General features: G+C 62.2%; 12 protein-coding genes and 1 riboswitch. Of the genes, 7 read left to right on the top strand and 5 right to left on the bottom strand.

Annotated elements, in window-relative coordinates; genetic code table 11:
* Window positions 1–219: 219 nt before the first annotated feature.
* Complete coding sequence (locus F2982_RS18745) at window positions 220–615, top strand: GFA family protein (RefSeq protein WP_203428737.1); 396 nt, start codon at window positions 220–222, stop codon at window positions 613–615.
* Here F2982_RS18745 and F2982_RS18750 read toward each other — a convergent pair.
* Both F2982_RS18750 and F2982_RS18755 read right to left on the bottom strand, forming a co-directional pair.
* Window positions 612–1,145 carry a DUF1003 domain-containing protein gene (locus F2982_RS18750; RefSeq protein ID WP_130278182.1) on the bottom strand — a complete coding sequence of 178 codons (534 nt, stop codon included), beginning with the start codon at window positions 1,143–1,145 and terminating at the stop codon, window positions 612–614. The genes F2982_RS18745 and F2982_RS18750 overlap by 4 nt on opposite strands.
* Before the next feature lie 80 nt (window positions 1,146–1,225).
* Complete coding sequence (locus tag F2982_RS18755; protein WP_246777480.1) at window positions 1,226–3,154, bottom strand: LTA synthase family protein; 1,929 nt, start codon at window positions 3,152–3,154, stop codon at window positions 1,226–1,228.
* A 202-nt stretch (window positions 3,155–3,356) separates the two neighbouring features.
* Between F2982_RS18755 and F2982_RS18760 the strand changes: the two genes are divergently transcribed.
* The 4 genes from F2982_RS18760 (at window position 3,357) to bluB (ending at window position 7,623) form a co-directional block, all read left to right on the top strand.
* Window positions 3,357–5,039 (top strand): NAD+ synthase, encoded by a 1,683-nt coding sequence (locus F2982_RS18760; RefSeq protein WP_203428739.1) that lies wholly within the window; start codon window positions 3,357–3,359, stop codon window positions 5,037–5,039.
* A gap of 84 nt (window positions 5,040–5,123) precedes the next feature.
* On the top strand, window positions 5,124–5,837 hold the full coding sequence (locus tag F2982_RS18765; RefSeq protein WP_203428740.1) for an NYN domain-containing protein: 714 nt from the start codon (window positions 5,124–5,126) through the stop codon (window positions 5,835–5,837).
* A gap of 30 nt (window positions 5,838–5,867) precedes the next feature.
* A complete protein-coding gene (locus tag F2982_RS18770) occupies window positions 5,868–6,698 on the top strand; it encodes a PD40 domain-containing protein (RefSeq protein WP_203428741.1) in 831 nt (276 codons plus the stop codon).
* A 17-nt stretch (window positions 6,699–6,715) separates the two neighbouring features.
* Window positions 6,716–6,897, top strand: a riboswitch (cobalamin riboswitch).
* A gap of 42 nt (window positions 6,898–6,939) precedes the next feature.
* Entirely contained in the window at window positions 6,940–7,623 is a 684-nt protein-coding gene (gene bluB / locus F2982_RS18775) for a 5,6-dimethylbenzimidazole synthase (RefSeq protein WP_203428742.1), read from the top strand.
* 27 nt (window positions 7,624–7,650) lie between these two features.
* Here the strand turns inward: bluB and F2982_RS18780 are convergent, their stop codons facing one another.
* Together F2982_RS18780 and F2982_RS18785 are read right to left on the bottom strand one after the other, a co-directional pair.
* Window positions 7,651–8,748, bottom strand: coding sequence for a DUF2865 domain-containing protein (locus F2982_RS18780; RefSeq protein WP_203428743.1), 1,098 nt, complete (start codon window positions 8,746–8,748; stop codon window positions 7,651–7,653).
* 126 nt (window positions 8,749–8,874) lie between these two features.
* Window positions 8,875–11,187 (bottom strand): NADP-dependent malic enzyme, encoded by a 2,313-nt coding sequence (locus F2982_RS18785; protein ID WP_112716575.1) that lies wholly within the window; start codon window positions 11,185–11,187, stop codon window positions 8,875–8,877.
* A gap of 213 nt (window positions 11,188–11,400) precedes the next feature.
* On the opposite strand from F2982_RS18785, the gene F2982_RS18790 reads away from it, so the two are divergent.
* Both F2982_RS18790 and F2982_RS18795 read left to right on the top strand, forming a co-directional pair.
* Window positions 11,401–12,204 (top strand): UDP-2,3-diacylglucosamine diphosphatase, encoded by an 804-nt coding sequence (locus F2982_RS18790; protein ID WP_203428744.1) that lies wholly within the window; start codon window positions 11,401–11,403, stop codon window positions 12,202–12,204.
* 150 nt (window positions 12,205–12,354) lie between these two features.
* On the top strand, window positions 12,355–13,575 hold the full coding sequence (locus tag F2982_RS18795) for an MFS transporter (protein ID WP_203428745.1): 1,221 nt from the start codon (window positions 12,355–12,357) through the stop codon (window positions 13,573–13,575).
* On the opposite strand, the gene dgcA is transcribed toward F2982_RS18795, so the two are convergent.
* Complete coding sequence (gene dgcA / locus F2982_RS18800) at window positions 13,527–14,510, bottom strand: N-acetyl-D-Glu racemase DgcA (protein ID WP_203428746.1); 984 nt, start codon at window positions 14,508–14,510, stop codon at window positions 13,527–13,529. The genes F2982_RS18795 and dgcA overlap by 49 nt on opposite strands.
* Window positions 14,511–14,607: the final 97 nt, after the last annotated feature.

A 14,607-nucleotide genomic window follows, 5' to 3' on the forward strand; every position in this document is an offset into this window, starting at 1 on the left:
GCGTGTGTTTTGGCTTTGCGAGCCTGCCCCATTTCGGGAAATGTGCGGCCGGCGGTCAGTTTTCATCTGCAACTTTTGCTGGTTTGTGCGCGACGCTGTCCCGGCGTGGGGCGGGCGCAAGTCATCAATAATGCTGACCTTTTCCATCAAGAGATTGGATTTGACCGGGCGCGCGACTGCAGCCAATTTCCCCTGCAGATGACGGCGGAGGATCGGACGATGGAGAGGGAATATACGGGAGGCTGCGCCTGCGGTGCCGTCCGGTTTCGGAGCAGGAACAAGCCCGGGCCGGTGGTCGCCTGCCATTGCTCGCAGTGCCGGCGCCAGACTGGCCTCTACTTCACCTCAGCCGATGTGCCGCTCGACGGGCTGGTGATCGATGGCCGCGAAACCCTGCACTGGTACCAGTCGAGCGAGGCGGCAGAGCGCGGCTTCTGCCGCAATTGCGGCTCCGCGCTGTTCTGGCAGCGGATCGGCTCCGATGCCGTGTCGATCCTCGCCGGTGCCTTCGACAAGCCGAGCGATCTTGCCATCGGTTATCACATCTATTGCGCCGACAAGGGTGATTTCTACGAGATCAACGACGGCCTGCCGCAATATCCGGGCGCTTGCTAGATTTTCTTGGCTTCCAGGGCGGCGCTGAGGCGGGCGACATCCTCGCGAAGCGCCGTCAGTTCGGTCAGCACCCGCATATCGATCTTCTGGTGCAGCGACAGGACCTCAAGCTCCGACTTCAGATTGACCTCATAGTCCTTGGCGGCCTCGAAGCGGTCGCGTTCGGCCTGGCGGTTCTGCGACATCATGATGATCGGCGCCTGGATGGCGGCCAGCATCGAGAGGATCAGGTTGAGGAAGACAAAGGGGTAGGGGTCGAAGGCACCGGTGGCGAGGATGATGGTGTTGACGACCGTCCAGATGGCCAGGAAGGCGAGGAAAGCGATGATGAAGGACCAGGAGCCGCCGACGCGTGCAATGCCGTCGGCAACCCGCTGGCCGAAGGAGGATTCCGCCGAGAGTGCAGCGTTGACGTCGGTCGAGATGATCCTGCGCTCGTGAGCCTTCGCGAGGACGCGCTTCTCGATATCGCCGAGTTCGTCGGCGCTCTTGCCGAAATGCGTGTGGATGAAATTGGGAAGATTATACATGCCTGGCTCCGAAGCGTTATCGCGTCGGAGCCAGTATTCCCGCCGACCGGCGGAATGCAATGCAAATTAAAGTCTTAGGCTCAGTAGCTGGCTTCGTTGACCATCACGTGCTGCGGGAAGAAGCGGTCGAGCGTCTGCGCCTTGCCGAACATCACGTCATGCTGGAGATAGCGGTAGTCGCGCACCAGCGGGTCGAGCTTCTTGGGGTCGAGAACCCAATCCGGCGTGACTTCGTTCTTGCGGGTCGCCAGCTGGTAGCGGTCGATGATGTCGTACTTCTTCTGAACGCGGCCGAGGAAGCCCGTGTAGTAGGGATGCTCGAAGCCGGCGAATTTCAGCAGGTTATAGGAGATCAGCGACGGGCTGATCGTCCCGACATCCTGCTTCACGCCCTTCTTGCTCGACCAGATGACCAGCGGCGTCTCGTGCTGTTGCTTCATGACGTCGAGCGGCGCCTTGCGGGTGGCCACCTGGTCCGGCATGTAGCCGGCGCTCATGTAGACATTCCCGAGCGGCGGCAGGTGGTCGCCCCAGAGCACGATGATCGTCTCGCGGTCGCGGTGCGAAGCCCAGTCCATCAGCATTTTCAGGCTGTCGTCAGCTTCCTTGACGCCCTGCGTATAGGTGGCGAGCGTGGCGCGGTCGGCTTCCGGGATGTTGCCCTGGATCTCGATCGAGTTGTGCGCGTAGCGATTGGCCTCGTAGGGGCCATGTCCCTGCAGGGTGACAGCGAAGAAGAAGAAGGGTTTGTCGAGGCCGTCGCCCTCGCGCATGATCTCCTTCATCAGCGAGTCATCGGAGGCGAAGATGCCGCGCTTTTCCATCGGCGGAAGGGTTTCCTCGGTGCGGAATTCCTCGAAGCCGAAATCCTTGTAGACCTCGTTGCGGTTCCAGAACCAGCCGCTGAAGGGATGCAGCGCGCGCGCCGCATAGCCTTCGCCGCGGAAGAAGGTGGCGAGCGAGGGAATGTCGCGGCGGATATACTGCTGATAGGGAATGCTGCCATAGGGCAGGAAAGCATTCGAGAAGCCGGTCAGCGCCTCGAACTCGACATTCGCTGTCATGCCGCCGAATTCCGGCGAGAAGACATAGCCGGATTGCGCCGCACGGATCGTCGGCATCGGGTCGGCGCTGAAATTCAGGTTCTTCAGCCGCGTCGGATCCCAGAAGGATTCGCTCATTAGCATGATGACATCAGGCTTTTCGCGCGGGCCGGCGAGATATCCGTAGTTGCGGGCAGGGATCGCATCCAGCGCTTCGGTATTCAGCCCGGCCGGAGCCGCGACATCGGCCATCGGCACGTTGAAGATGAAGGCCAGGATGAAACCGTTGCTGCGGTAGTTTTCCTTCTGGTCCCACATCATCGGCACGACCTGCAGGCGGTCGCGGATATAGGAATATTGCGAATAATCCATCAGCGAGCCGAAGGCGGCGATAACGGGCAGGCCGAGGCAGAGGCGGCGCAGACGCGCCTGGCCCGAGAGCTTCGGGAAGGTGCGCCAGGCATAGCGCCAGCCGAAGACGATGCCGGCACCGAGAAGCGCGATACCGATGACGAGGGCGACCGCGGTGAAGGGCCGGTCACGGACCATCACCGGCAGAAGTTCCATGATCTGGCGGGCAAACAGGATATCCGACGGATAGAACGGGTCGGAGAGATAGTGCTGCTTCTGGTTCGAGACGAAAGCCGGGATCAACACCAGCGGCACGACGATCAGTGCGGATTGATGGCGGCGGCCGAAAGCGGCGTCCAACGTCAGCATCAGGATGGTCAGCATCGCCACCGTGGTCATGCCGGGGCGGGCCGTCGAGGTCAGGAAATCGCCGACATCGGCAAGCGTGCTGCGGGCGATCCATTCGACGGCGATGACGCTGAGCAGCGCGATCGACAAGGTCAGCGCGACGCTGAGGACACCGCGGGCAGCCGGAGAGCGGACATTGGAGCCGAGACCAGTGGAAAGCAGCACCATTCTTCTGGCCTGCGCGGACTTCATGACCGATGCGATCAAGGCGGACTCCAATGTCATTCCCGCCGATTTCGCGGCGTCATAAAAACTTCATCGAACTGTCACATGCCCGCCATGAACGCTAGATGAACCATTAATGTTTCCTTGCTTTTCCCTGGGATTTGAATTTTCCGCGTATCAGACACTGCCGCTTTTCATGGCGGAGCACGTTGCGGGGCGAGGACGCGCGCGCTAAATAAATGACATGACACAGGAAAACGCTCCCTTGAACACGCTCCGTATCGCCGTCGCGCAGCTGAACCCCACCGTAGGCGATGTTGCAGGAAATCTTGCGAAAGCCCGCGAGGCACGCGCCGATGCGGCACGCCAGGGCGCGGACCTTCTGCTTTTGACGGAGCTCTTCATTTCGGGCTATCCGCCAGAAGACCTGGTGCTGAAGCCGGCCTTCCTGAAAGCCTGCCAGAAGGCGGTCGACGATCTTGCTGCCGATACGGCCGATGGCGGCCCGGGCGTCATCGTCGGCTTCCCCCGCCAGGGCGAAACCGGGCGGCACAATTCGGTTGCGGTCATCGATGGCGGCAAGATCCTGGTGCTACGCGACAAGATCGACTTGCCGAATTACGGCGAGTTCGACGAGAAGCGCGTCTTCGACGAAGGCTCGATGCCGGGGCCGGTGAATTTCCGTGGCGTCAGGATCGGCGTGCCGATCTGCGAGGAGATCTGGAACGATCTCGGCGTCTGCGAGACACTGGCCGAAAGCGGCGCTGAAATCCTGCTGGTGCCGAACGGCTCGCCCTATTATCGCGGCAAGGTGGACGTGCGCCACCAGGTGGCGCTGCGCCAGGTCATCGAGACCGGCCTGCCGCTGATCTTCGCAAACCAGCTCGGCGGCCAGGACGAACTGGTCTTCGATGGCGCCAGCTTCGCCTTTAACGGCGACAAGTCGCTAGCCTTCCAGATGAGCCAGTTCGAGCCGGCGCTTGCGGTCACGACCTGGAAGCGCGGCGAGAACGGCTGGCGCTGCAGCGAAGGGCCGATGTCGCATGTTCCGGAGAAGGAAGAGGCCGACTACCGCGCCTGCCTGCTCGGCTTCCGCGACTACGTCAACAAGAACGGCTTCAAGAATGTGGTGCTCGGCCTTTCGGGCGGTATCGACTCGGCGATCTGCGCGGCGATTGCCGTCGATGCGCTCGGCGAGGAGCGGGTGCGCACCGTCATGCTGCCCTACCGCTACACATCGGAGGATTCGCTGAAGGACGCCGCCGATTGCGCCAGGGCGCTCGGCTGCCGCTACGATATCGTGCCCATCGAGGAGCCGGTGAAGGGCTTCACTTCGGCGCTGTCGGACCTCTTCGAAGGCACAGATAGCGGCATCACCGAAGAGAACCTGCAGAGCCGCGCCCGCGGCGTCATCCTGATGGCGATCTCCAACAAGTTCGGCTCGATGGTGGTCACGACAGGCAACAAGTCGGAAATGTCTGTCGGTTACGCCACGCTCTACGGCGACATGAACGGTGGCTTCAATCCGATCAAGGACCTCTACAAGATGCAGGTCTATGCAATCTCGCGCTGGCGCAACGCACATGTGCCGCCGGATGCGCTGGGTCCATCGGGCGTCGTCATCCCGCAGAATATCATCGACAAGGCACCCTCCGCCGAGCTTCGCCCGGACCAGAAGGACCAGGATTCGCTGCCGCCTTATCCAGTGCTCGACGACATCCTCGAATGCCTCGTCGAGAAGGAAATGGGCGTCGACGAGATCGTGGCGCGCGGTCATGACGTCGCTACCGTCCACCGCGTCGAGCATCTGCTCTACCTCGCCGAATACAAGCGCCGCCAGTCGGCGCCGGGCGTGAAGATCACCAAGAAGAATTTCGGCCGTGATCGCCGCTACCCGATTACCAACCGGTTTAGGGATCGCAGTTAGCGATCGTTAACCCGATCAACCGAAAGCTGCTGACTTCCGCATTCTCCCGCGTTTCTATCGTCAGAAACGCGGGAGGTCGTGATCGTGCGTGATACGAAAGTCGCCGTCTTCATCGATACCGAAAACCTGCCGGCGCGCTCGGCGGGTGAGATCATCGACATAGCCTCGGGCTACGGGCGCCTGATCGAGCGGCGCGCCTATGGCGACTTCACGCGGGAGGCTGCGCAGCCGTGGGTCGCGGCCGCCGGAAAGCATGCGCTCAGTCTACAGACGGCGGTCAGCTCCCAGTCGGGCAAGAACGGCGCGGATATCCTGCTTGCCGTCGATGCGATGGAATATCTAGGAGCTTCGGCAATCGATCTTTTCTGCATCGCCAGCAGTGATCGTGACATCGGCCATCTGGCGACGCGTATCCGAATGCGCGGCAAGCAGGCGATTGGGCTTGGTGCGCCGAATGCTTCCAGGCTGCTGCGCGAGTCGTTCGACGATTTTTTCGAGCTGCGTCTGCTAGAGGCGCCGGCGAACCTTCCGGCTCTGGCCAAGGTCGTGGCGCTGCAGCCATCGCCCAGCATCCGGCCCTATATCGCGCAGGCGCTGCAGACTGCCAAGCTGAGGGAGGAAGGCTGGCTCGATATCGCCGAGCTCGGCACCCTGCTGCGGCAGGTCTATCCCGACTTCAAGGCGCAGCATTTCGGCGCTCCGAACCTCAGTTCGCTTTTGAAGCGATGCGACTTTATCGAGACACAGATGCATGGCACAAACCGCATGCAAATCAGAATGAAGCGGAACGGCGGATAGCCGGACCGCCGTACAATGCGGGAGGCATGCATGCGCAGTTCGGTCGAGATCTACAATATCCGCACTGGCCAGAGCCGGGTGGTTTTCCAGACGGAGCAGCTGATCGAGGCACCGAACTTTTCGCCTGACGGGCGCTATCTGCTGCTGAACGGCGACGGGTTGCTCTACCGCTTGTCACCGGATGGTGAGGGCGGGCTGAAGCAGGTCGACACCGGCTTTGCCGCCGCCTGCAACAACGATCACGGCATTTCGCCCGATGGAAAGCGGTATGTGATTTCCGATAAGACGGAATACGGCAAATCCTGCATCTATACGCTTCCAGCGGAAGGCGGGGCGCCGAAGCAGGTGACCACCAATCTTCCGTCCTACTGGCACGGCTGGTCGCCCGACGGCAAGGAATTGGCCTATTGCGGTATCCGCGACGATATCTTCGACATCTACACGATAGCGGTCGATGGCGGCGCGGAGCGGCGGTTGACGCATGGCGAGGGGCGCAATGACGGGCCGGACTATTCCTTCGACGGGCAGTGGATCTATTTCAATTCCAGCCGCACCGGGCTGATGCAGATCTGGCGCATCCATCCTGACGGTACCGGGCTGGAGCAGGTGACCCACGACAATTACGGCAACTGGTTTGCGCATCCGGCACCTGCTAACGACAAGGTGCTGATCCTCTCCTACGATCCAGATGTCTTCGATCACCCGCGCGACCTGCATGTCAGGCTGCGGCTGATGGACATGGATGGCGGCAACCTGACGACGCTGTTCGAACTGTTCGGCGGGCAGGGCACGATCAATGTTCCCTGCTGGTCACCGGATGGTGATGAGTTTGCCTATGTGCGCTATTTCCCGGCCTCTTGATAGGCTGCTGAAAAGCGGGCATGACGGTCGTGTCAGGTGCCCGCCATGGCGGGAGAATCGGGAATCCGGTGGAAGACCGGAACGTGCCCAACGCTGTAAGGCTGACGCCTGCCGCATCATGCCACTGGGTGATCCCGGGAAGGCTGCGGCGGGCGGATGACGCCAAGTCAGAAGACCGGCCTGGCATCATAGACTGATCCCGCGCGGACGGCGGGTCGGTTGCGTTGTTGGGGATTTGACGATGCGACCCTTGAGCGGGGATGCGCTGCAGCGCGCATCCGCTTTTTCCGGTGACGAGCGCGATGCCGTCTACCGGGCGATCAAGACCAGGCGCGATGTGCGCGACCAGTTTTTGCCGGATCCGGTACCCGAGGATGTGCTGATGCGGCTGCTTTCGGCCGCGCATCACGCGCCGTCGGTCGGCTTCATGCAGCCGTGGAATTTCATCGTCGTCGACGATGCCGCTGTGAGGCGGCGGGTGTGGGAGGCGTTCGATCGGGCCAACCATGAGGCGGCCGGGATGTTCGATGGCGAGCGGCAGGCGACCTACCGGTCGCTGAAGCTCGAAGGCATCCTCAAGGCGCCGCTCGGCCTCTGCATCACCTGCGATCCGACGCGCAGCGGCGAGGTGGTGCTGGGGCGTACGCATAATCCGCGGATGGACAGCTATTCGACCGTTTGCGCAGTGCAGAACCTGTGGCTCGCAGCGCGGGCCGAAGGCGTCGGCGTCGGCTGGGTCAGCATCTTCCATGAGAACGAACTCAAGGAGATCCTCGGCGTGCCCGCGCATATCGAGATCGTTGCCTGGCTCTGCGTCGGCTATGTCGACGAGCTCTACCGGGAGCCGGAACTCGCCGTCAAAGGCTGGCGGCAGCGGCTGCCGCTCGAGGAGCTGGTCTTCCGCGATGGCTGGGGCCGCCGCTAGGACCGGTCGACGTTCAGTCTATGCCGGTTAGTTCTGCTGTTGCTGCTGCGGCTGTGGGCCTGATGTTGCCGGGTTCTTCAGATCGATGCTGCCTTGGTCGCCTGCGAGGAATTGCGGGCCGACCTGGCGGACCTTGCTATTTTGCGGCTCATAGGGCCGGTCGGGGACCTGCACCTGTGGCGCGGCGGGCGCAGGAGCCGCCGTTGCCGGCGGTTTGGTGGTGATCGTCGTGATCGAGCCCTTCGGCGGCGGCGCGCTGGCGGTCTGGTTTTTGCGCATCTGCTCGTAATAGGCAGTCAGATTGCAAGTGCAGGACGACTTTTCGCCGGGAGCGCGGTTCTTGTAGGCGAAGGCGTTCGGCATGGCGCCGTAGCGGGCGCCCGTTGCGGCCGAGACCATGTTGGCGGCGTCGGTGTTCGAAACGTCCTGATAGAAAAGCTCGGTCTCGATGCCGGGGCACATTTTCGAGCAGGTCGAGGCATCGCGGCTGAAATCGATCGAGGTGGCGTTGGTGCTGATCGGGAAGAAGCCGCCGTCGCAGGTGCGCACGCACATGGTGCTGACATGCGACATCATCTCGCCGCGCGGCACGCCATATTGCGTGTTGCCTTCCTCGCCATTGCCGAGCGGGATGAAGGTATCGCCGCGCATCGCCTGTTCTTCAGTGCTTGGCGCCGGTTCATAGGCGCGCTCGTCCGGTTGATAGCCCGGATCGTCGTTGCAGCCGTTGTCGTCGAGGGCGGCCATCAGCTGGCGGCGTTCGTTGATATCGCTGCCGCCGGATTCGCGCAGCTGGTTGCGGCGGTCCTGGAGGTAGTGGATGTTGTCGATCATCCGCGCTTCGGATTCCTGCAGGTCGCTGCAGTAGCCGGCATTCTCGCCGCCGATGACGACCATGCTGTCGACGGTGCAGCCGTTGCTGCGCAGGTCGTTGCGCAGCTTGCGAAGCTCAAGGTTCTGCTCGGCTATGGCGCTTGCATATTGGCGGATTTCCGGGCCGTTGCCGATCACCTGCGGCAGGTCGGCAAGACGGCCGCGCAGATCCTCGCAGATCGCACTCGTTTGGGCCGCCGCGGGCGCGGCAGCCGCAAGGAAAAGGGCAAGGGTCAGGCTTCGGCGTTTCACGGTATCATCCCGCAGCATAGTCAAACCGGAAGCGGCAGGGCATTTGCCGCATCCATCCTGTCTAGCTGCCTTCCGTTAACAAGCTAACGAAGGAATTCTAACGCATTTTTCCGATCGACCGCAAATTCACGCCGGCTGCTGTGCCTCGACGACGGCCAGAGCCGCCATGTTGACGACGCCGCGCGAGGTGACCGAAGGCGCCAGGATATGAGCCGGGAGCGCCGTGCCGAGCAGGATCGGGCCGACATGTAGGCCGTCGGTCATCGACTTGACGACGCCGAGTGTGATGTTGGCCGCATCGAGGTTCGGGAAGACCAGAAGATTGGCTTCGCCGTGCAATGTCGTGGATGGCATGACGCGCTTGCGGATCTCATCGGCAATCGCGCTTTCGCCATGCATTTCGCCATCGACTTCGAGATCAGGCGCTGCATCGCGGATCAGCTGCAGGGCGCCGCGCATCTTCGTGGCGCTCTCGCTTTCGCGCGAGCCGAAGTTGGAATGCGAGACGAGGGCGGCGCGCGGCGTGATGCCGAAGCGCTTGATTTCCTCGGCGGCAAGAACCGCCGATTCCGCCACTTCTTCGGCGCTCGGATTGAACGTCACGTAGGTGTCGGTGAAGAACGTCGCGCCGCGCTGCGAGATCAGCAGGCTGAGCGCCGAGAAATCACGGACATCCTTGCGCTTGCCGATGATCTGGCGAACGTCGCGCAGATGCTTCTCGTAGCGTCCCTCAAGACCGCAGATCAGCGCATCGGCCTCGCCGCGGCGAAGCGCCAGCGCACCGATGACGGTGGTGTTGGTACGCACGATGGTGCGCGCCGCTTCCGGAATGACGCCGCGGCGGCCGACCAGCGACAGATAGAGATCGACATATTCGCGGAAGCGCGGATCGTCTTCCGGGTTGATGACGGCGAAATCGGCGAGCGGACGGATACGCAGACCGTAGCGCTGCAGACGGGTCTCGATGACCTGCGGACGGCCGATCAGGATCGGTTCGGCAATGCCTTCTTCGATCAGCACCTGGGCGGCGCGCAGCACGCGCTCGTCTTCACCTTCCGAGAAGATGACCCGCTTTTTCTCGGCAGCCTTGGCGGCGGTGAAGATCGGCTTCATGACGAAGCCGGAGCGGAAGACGAAGCGGTTCAGCTGGTCGAGATAGGCGTCGAAATCGGTGATCGGACGGCGCGCGACGCCGCTTTCGGCCGCAGCCTTGGCGACGGCGGGCGCAATGCGCAGGATAAGGCGCGGATCGAAGGGCGACGGGATCAGGTAGTTCGGCCCGAAGACCGGCGTCTCGCCGGAATAGGCGCGGGCGGCGACATCCGACGGCTCTTCGCGGGCGAGACCGGCGATGGCGCGCACGGCTGCCATCTTCATGGCTTCGTTGATCTCCTCGGCGCCGCAATCCAGCGCGCCGCGGAAGATGAAGGGGAAGCAGAGAACGTTGTTGACCTGGTTCGGGAAGTCCGAACGTCCGGTGCAGATCATCGCGTCCGGGCGGGCGGCGCGGGCGAGTTCCGGCATGATCTCCGGTGTCGGGTTGGCGAGCGCCATGATCAGCGGCTTTTCTGCCATCTGCTCCAGCAGTTCCGGCTTCAGGACGCCGGCGGCGGAGAGGCCCAGGAAGACATCGGCGCCGCCGATATTTTCGGCGAGCGTGCGGGTGTCGCTCTTCTGCGCATAGACGGCCTTCCACTGGTCCATCAGGACATTGCGGTCCTGATAGACGAGGCCTTCGATGTCGTGGACCCAGATGTTCTCGCGCTTGGCGCCGAGTTCGACCAGGAGGTTGAGACAGGCAAGGGCGGCGGCACCGGCGCCCGACGTGACGATCTTGACGTTGCTGATCGACTTGCCGGCCAGTTCCAGGCCGTTCAGGATCGCGGCGGCGACGATGATCGCGGTGCCGTGCTGGTCGTCATGAAAGACAGGGATGCGCATCTTCGCGCGCAGCTGCTGCTCGATCTCGAAACATTCAGGCGCCTTGATGTCTTCGAGGTTGATGCCGCCGAAGGTCGGCTCCAGCGAGGCGACGGTCGAGACCATCTGCTCGACGGTCGAGGCATCGACCTCGATATCGAAGACGTCGATATTGGCGAATTTCTTGAAGAGGACGGCCTTGCCTTCCATGACCGGCTTGGACGCGAGCGGGCCGATATTGCCGAGGCCAAGGACGGCGGTGCCGTTGGAAATGACGGCGACCAGATTGGCGCGCGACGTATAGTCGGCAGCGGTTTCCGGATCATCGCGGATTGCCAGGCAGGGGGCGGCGACGCCCGGCGAATAGGCGAGCGCCAGGTCGCGCTGGTTGCCGAGCGGCTTGGTTGCCTGGATTTCGAGCTTGCCGGGGCGGGGATAGCGGTGGAAGAACAGCGCCTGTTCGTCGAGAGTTCCGCCTGTCAGGTTCTTCTCCGTCTTGGATTTGTCCTGATTATCCATTGCCTTCTCCAATGCCGCAGTCATGTCGTTTGAAGACTTCTCCATACAACAATCGGCGTGGCTGGACAGTGAGAATTTGAGCTCAAAAGCGGAAAACTCTTATGCCCGCGCCATGCGTCAAACAACCGCGCTGTCATCTTCCTGAAACACGAGTCTGGTTTTGGAAGGCCAGATGAACGATGGGGCATGGGCAGGAAGCCTGTGAAGGATAATATGGATACGCGCCACTTCCGTACGCTCTTCATTTCCGATGTGCATCTTGGTTCGAAGGCTGCCAAGGCCGATTTTCTGATCGATTTTCTGCGTTACCACGAGGCCGATACGATCGTGCTCGTCGGCGATATCGTTGATGGCTGGCGGCTCAAGCGCAGCTGGTACTGGCCGCAGGTCTGCAACGACGTGGTCCAGAAGCTGCTGCGCCAGGCGCGCAAGGGCACGCGTGTGGTCTATATCCCCGGCAATCATGACGAGTTCCTGCGCGACTTCCCCGGCATGCATTTCGGCGGCATCGAAGTCGCCGAGCGGATCATGCATGAAGGCGCCGACAGCAAGAAATATCTGGTGCTGCATGGCGACGAATTCGACGTCGTCGTGCGTAATGCCCGCCTGCTCGCCTATCTCGGCGATTGGGCCTACGACATGGCGATCCGCATCAACATCGTGCTGGCCGCCATCCGCCGCCGCATGGGCATGCCCTACTGGTCGTTCTCGGCCTGGGCGAAGCTGCAGGTCAAGCACGCCGTCAATTTCATCGGCGAGTTCCAGCGTGTCGTCGCCGACGAGGCCCGCAAGTGCGGCGCCGATGGCGTCATCTGCGGCCACATCCACCATGCCGTCATCGAAGAGATGGACGGCGTGCGCTACATCAATACCGGCGACTGGGTCGAGAGCTGCACGGCGATTGCCGAGCATGAAGACGGTACTTTCGAGCTGATCACCTGGAATGCCATTGCCAGCACCGAGCCCGTCACGCTGAAGCTGACGCACCAGCCCGAGCGCGCTCCGCAGGCTGCCTGATTTTCAACCCGCCATATTGCAAGACCTTTAGCCGTTGCCTCCGGGCAACGGCCCTATTTATTTTTTAAAACGTTTCAAATGGGCTATTTCTCGCCATAGTCGCCCCTAGGTTGATGTGTTAGGCAACGCACAGTTTCCTGCAGGTCCACCATGATTCCCGCCCAGAATGCCTCTGTCGATGAGGGGGCTCCGCCGCGTTTCCGGCTGCTCAGCGCCCTATCTTACTGCGCCCCGCTGATCGTCAACGGTGTGGCTCTTCCGTTCTTCCCCGTCTGGCTTGCGGTTCACAAATTCACCGATCACGAGATCGGCGTCATCCTTGCCGTGCCGATGGTGGTGCGCGTGCTCGTGGCGCCCATCGTTGCCATGTACGCCGACCGGATGGAGGAGCGCGCCGACGTTCTCCTGTGGTCGGGCGGGCTGTCGCTGCTGACGGCGATTGCGCTCTACTGGACGACGACATTCTGGCCGGTCCTGATCGTCTACAGCATCCAGGGCGCCACCTTCGCGCCCTATGTGCCGATCGTCGAATCGATCGTCATCTCCGGTGTCCGGCGCTGGGGACTGGATTATGGGTCTATGCGCGTATGGGGCTCGATCGCCTTCATCGTCTCGACGATGATCGGCGGCGAGATGATCGGTGTCTGGGGCGGCAACATGGTGCTGCCTGTGATGATCTTCGGCTTTGGGACGACGATGGCGATGGCGATCTATTGTCCGCGCATCGGCCCGACGCGGCGGCGCAACGTGCCCGTCGATCTGCAGCAGGCGACGGGGAGTTCGCTCCGCCAGCCGCATCTTCTCGTGCTGCTCTGGGGCGTGGCGATCCAGCAGTCCAGCCACGCGCTGCTCTATGCCTTCGCCTCGATCTACTGGCACCAGCTCGGCTTTTCGGGGACGCAGGTCGGCATTCTCTGGAGTGCCGGCGTTGCCTCCGAGGTGATGGTGTTCTTCATCTCCAAGCACCTGAACCGCCGCTTCAATGCCTGGACGCTGATCCGCATCGGCTGCGCCATGTGCATCTGCCGCTGGGTGCTGTTTCCTATGCATTGGAGTTTCGCAGGCTTCTTCTTCCTGCAGTGTTTCCATTCCTGCACCTATGCCTTCGTCCATACCGGCGTGCAGCGGCGGATCGTTGCCTCGGTGCAAGCAACGCAGGAATCCTCGGCGCAGGGCGCCTATTTCTTCTATAACGGCATGTTCATGGGCCTGATGACGCTGGCATCAGGCTATCTCTATGCCTGGCTCGGCCTTGCCAGCTACTACGTGATGGCGCTGGTGGCCGCGATCGGTATGACGCTGGTCTTCGTTGCCTATTACCTTCAGCCCCAGAGCTCTCTTTCCGGCGGGAAGACAAGGGAAGCTTCGTAACGCAGGCCGGGTTCCCGGTCTCTGGCGAGCAGGAGCGGGCCGTCGAGATCGACGAATTCGGCATCCTGCGCCAGCAGAACGGCGGGTGCCATCGCCAGCGAGGTGCCGACCATGCAGCCGAGCATGATCTGGAAGCCCAGCCGTTGTGCCTCGCGCTTCATCGCCAGCGCCTCCGTCAGGCCACCGGTCTTGTCGAGCTTGATGTTGATCGCGTCGTAGCGGTCGCGCAGGCTGGCGAGATCGCCGGTGTGGTGGACGCTTTCGTCGGCGCAGACGATGACCGGGCGATTGATCACGGCCAGCATCTCGTCCTTGCCCGCCGGCAGCGGCTGCTCGACGAGGGCGATGTTCATTTCGGCTGAGATTTTCAGGTGATACTCGAGTGCCGCCTCCGGCCAGCCCTCATTGGCGTCGAGGATGATCGCCGCATTGGGGGCTGCGGCACGCACGGCGCGGATGCGGCTTTCATCGTCGCCGGTGCCGACCTTGACCTTCAGCAGTGCGCGTCCGGCATGTTCGCCGGCCTGCGCCGCCATCACGTCGGGCTCGCCGAGCGAGATCGTGTAGGCAGTGGTGAGGGGCTTCGGCGCCGTCAGGCCGATGCGGCTTGCGACGCTGGTGCCCGAGAGTTTCGATTCGAGATCCCAGAGCGCGCAATCGACGGCGTTGCGGGCGGCACCCGGGGCCATCGCCGAGAGCAGGTCTTCGCGAGAAATTCCTGATTCGATCAGCGGCCGGGCGGCTTCGATCTGTGCCTGGACGCTTTCCATCGTCTCGCCGTAGCGGCGGTAGGGTACGCATTCGCCCCATCCTTGCCCGCCATTTTCGCGCAATGTCACCGAGATCACCTCGGCGGAGGTTTTTGCACCGCGCGAGATGGTGAAGGTGCCCGCGATCGGGAATGAATTCATTTGGATTTCGAGGGACCGTGGCATATTTGCAATCCTGCAAGCATGGAAATTCTGTGGGTCTTGGGTATATTAACCCGCCGGGCGTGAGCGATGCTTCGCGAGTCGGCAATGTCGCCGCAAG

The organism is Rhizobium sp. BG4, from assembly GCF_016864575.1.
Lineage (GTDB): Bacteria > Pseudomonadota > Alphaproteobacteria > Rhizobiales > Rhizobiaceae > Rhizobium.

Excerpts from the sequence above, each read along its gene's own strand:
- F2982_RS18760 (WP_203428739.1), top strand. The coding sequence starts at position 3,357 with ATGACACAGGAAAACGCTCCCTTGAACACGCTCCGTATCGCCGTCGCG.
- bluB (WP_203428742.1), top strand. The coding sequence starts at position 6,940 with ATGCGACCCTTGAGCGGGGATGCGCTGCAGCGCGCATCCGCTTTTTCC.
- F2982_RS18745 (WP_203428737.1), top strand. The coding sequence starts at position 220 with ATGGAGAGGGAATATACGGGAGGCTGCGCCTGCGGTGCCGTCCGGTTT.
- F2982_RS18785 (WP_112716575.1), bottom strand. The coding sequence starts at position 11,187 with ATGGATAATCAGGACAAATCCAAGACGGAGAAGAACCTGACAGGCGGA.
- F2982_RS18790 (WP_203428744.1), top strand. The coding sequence starts at position 11,401 with ATGGATACGCGCCACTTCCGTACGCTCTTCATTTCCGATGTGCATCTT.
- F2982_RS18795 (WP_203428745.1), top strand. The coding sequence starts at position 12,355 with ATGATTCCCGCCCAGAATGCCTCTGTCGATGAGGGGGCTCCGCCGCGT.
- F2982_RS18770 (WP_203428741.1), top strand. The coding sequence starts at position 5,868 with ATGCGCAGTTCGGTCGAGATCTACAATATCCGCACTGGCCAGAGCCGG.
- dgcA (WP_203428746.1), bottom strand. The coding sequence starts at position 14,510 with ATGCCACGGTCCCTCGAAATCCAAATGAATTCATTCCCGATCGCGGGC.
- F2982_RS18750 (WP_130278182.1), bottom strand. The coding sequence starts at position 1,145 with ATGTATAATCTTCCCAATTTCATCCACACGCATTTCGGCAAGAGCGCC.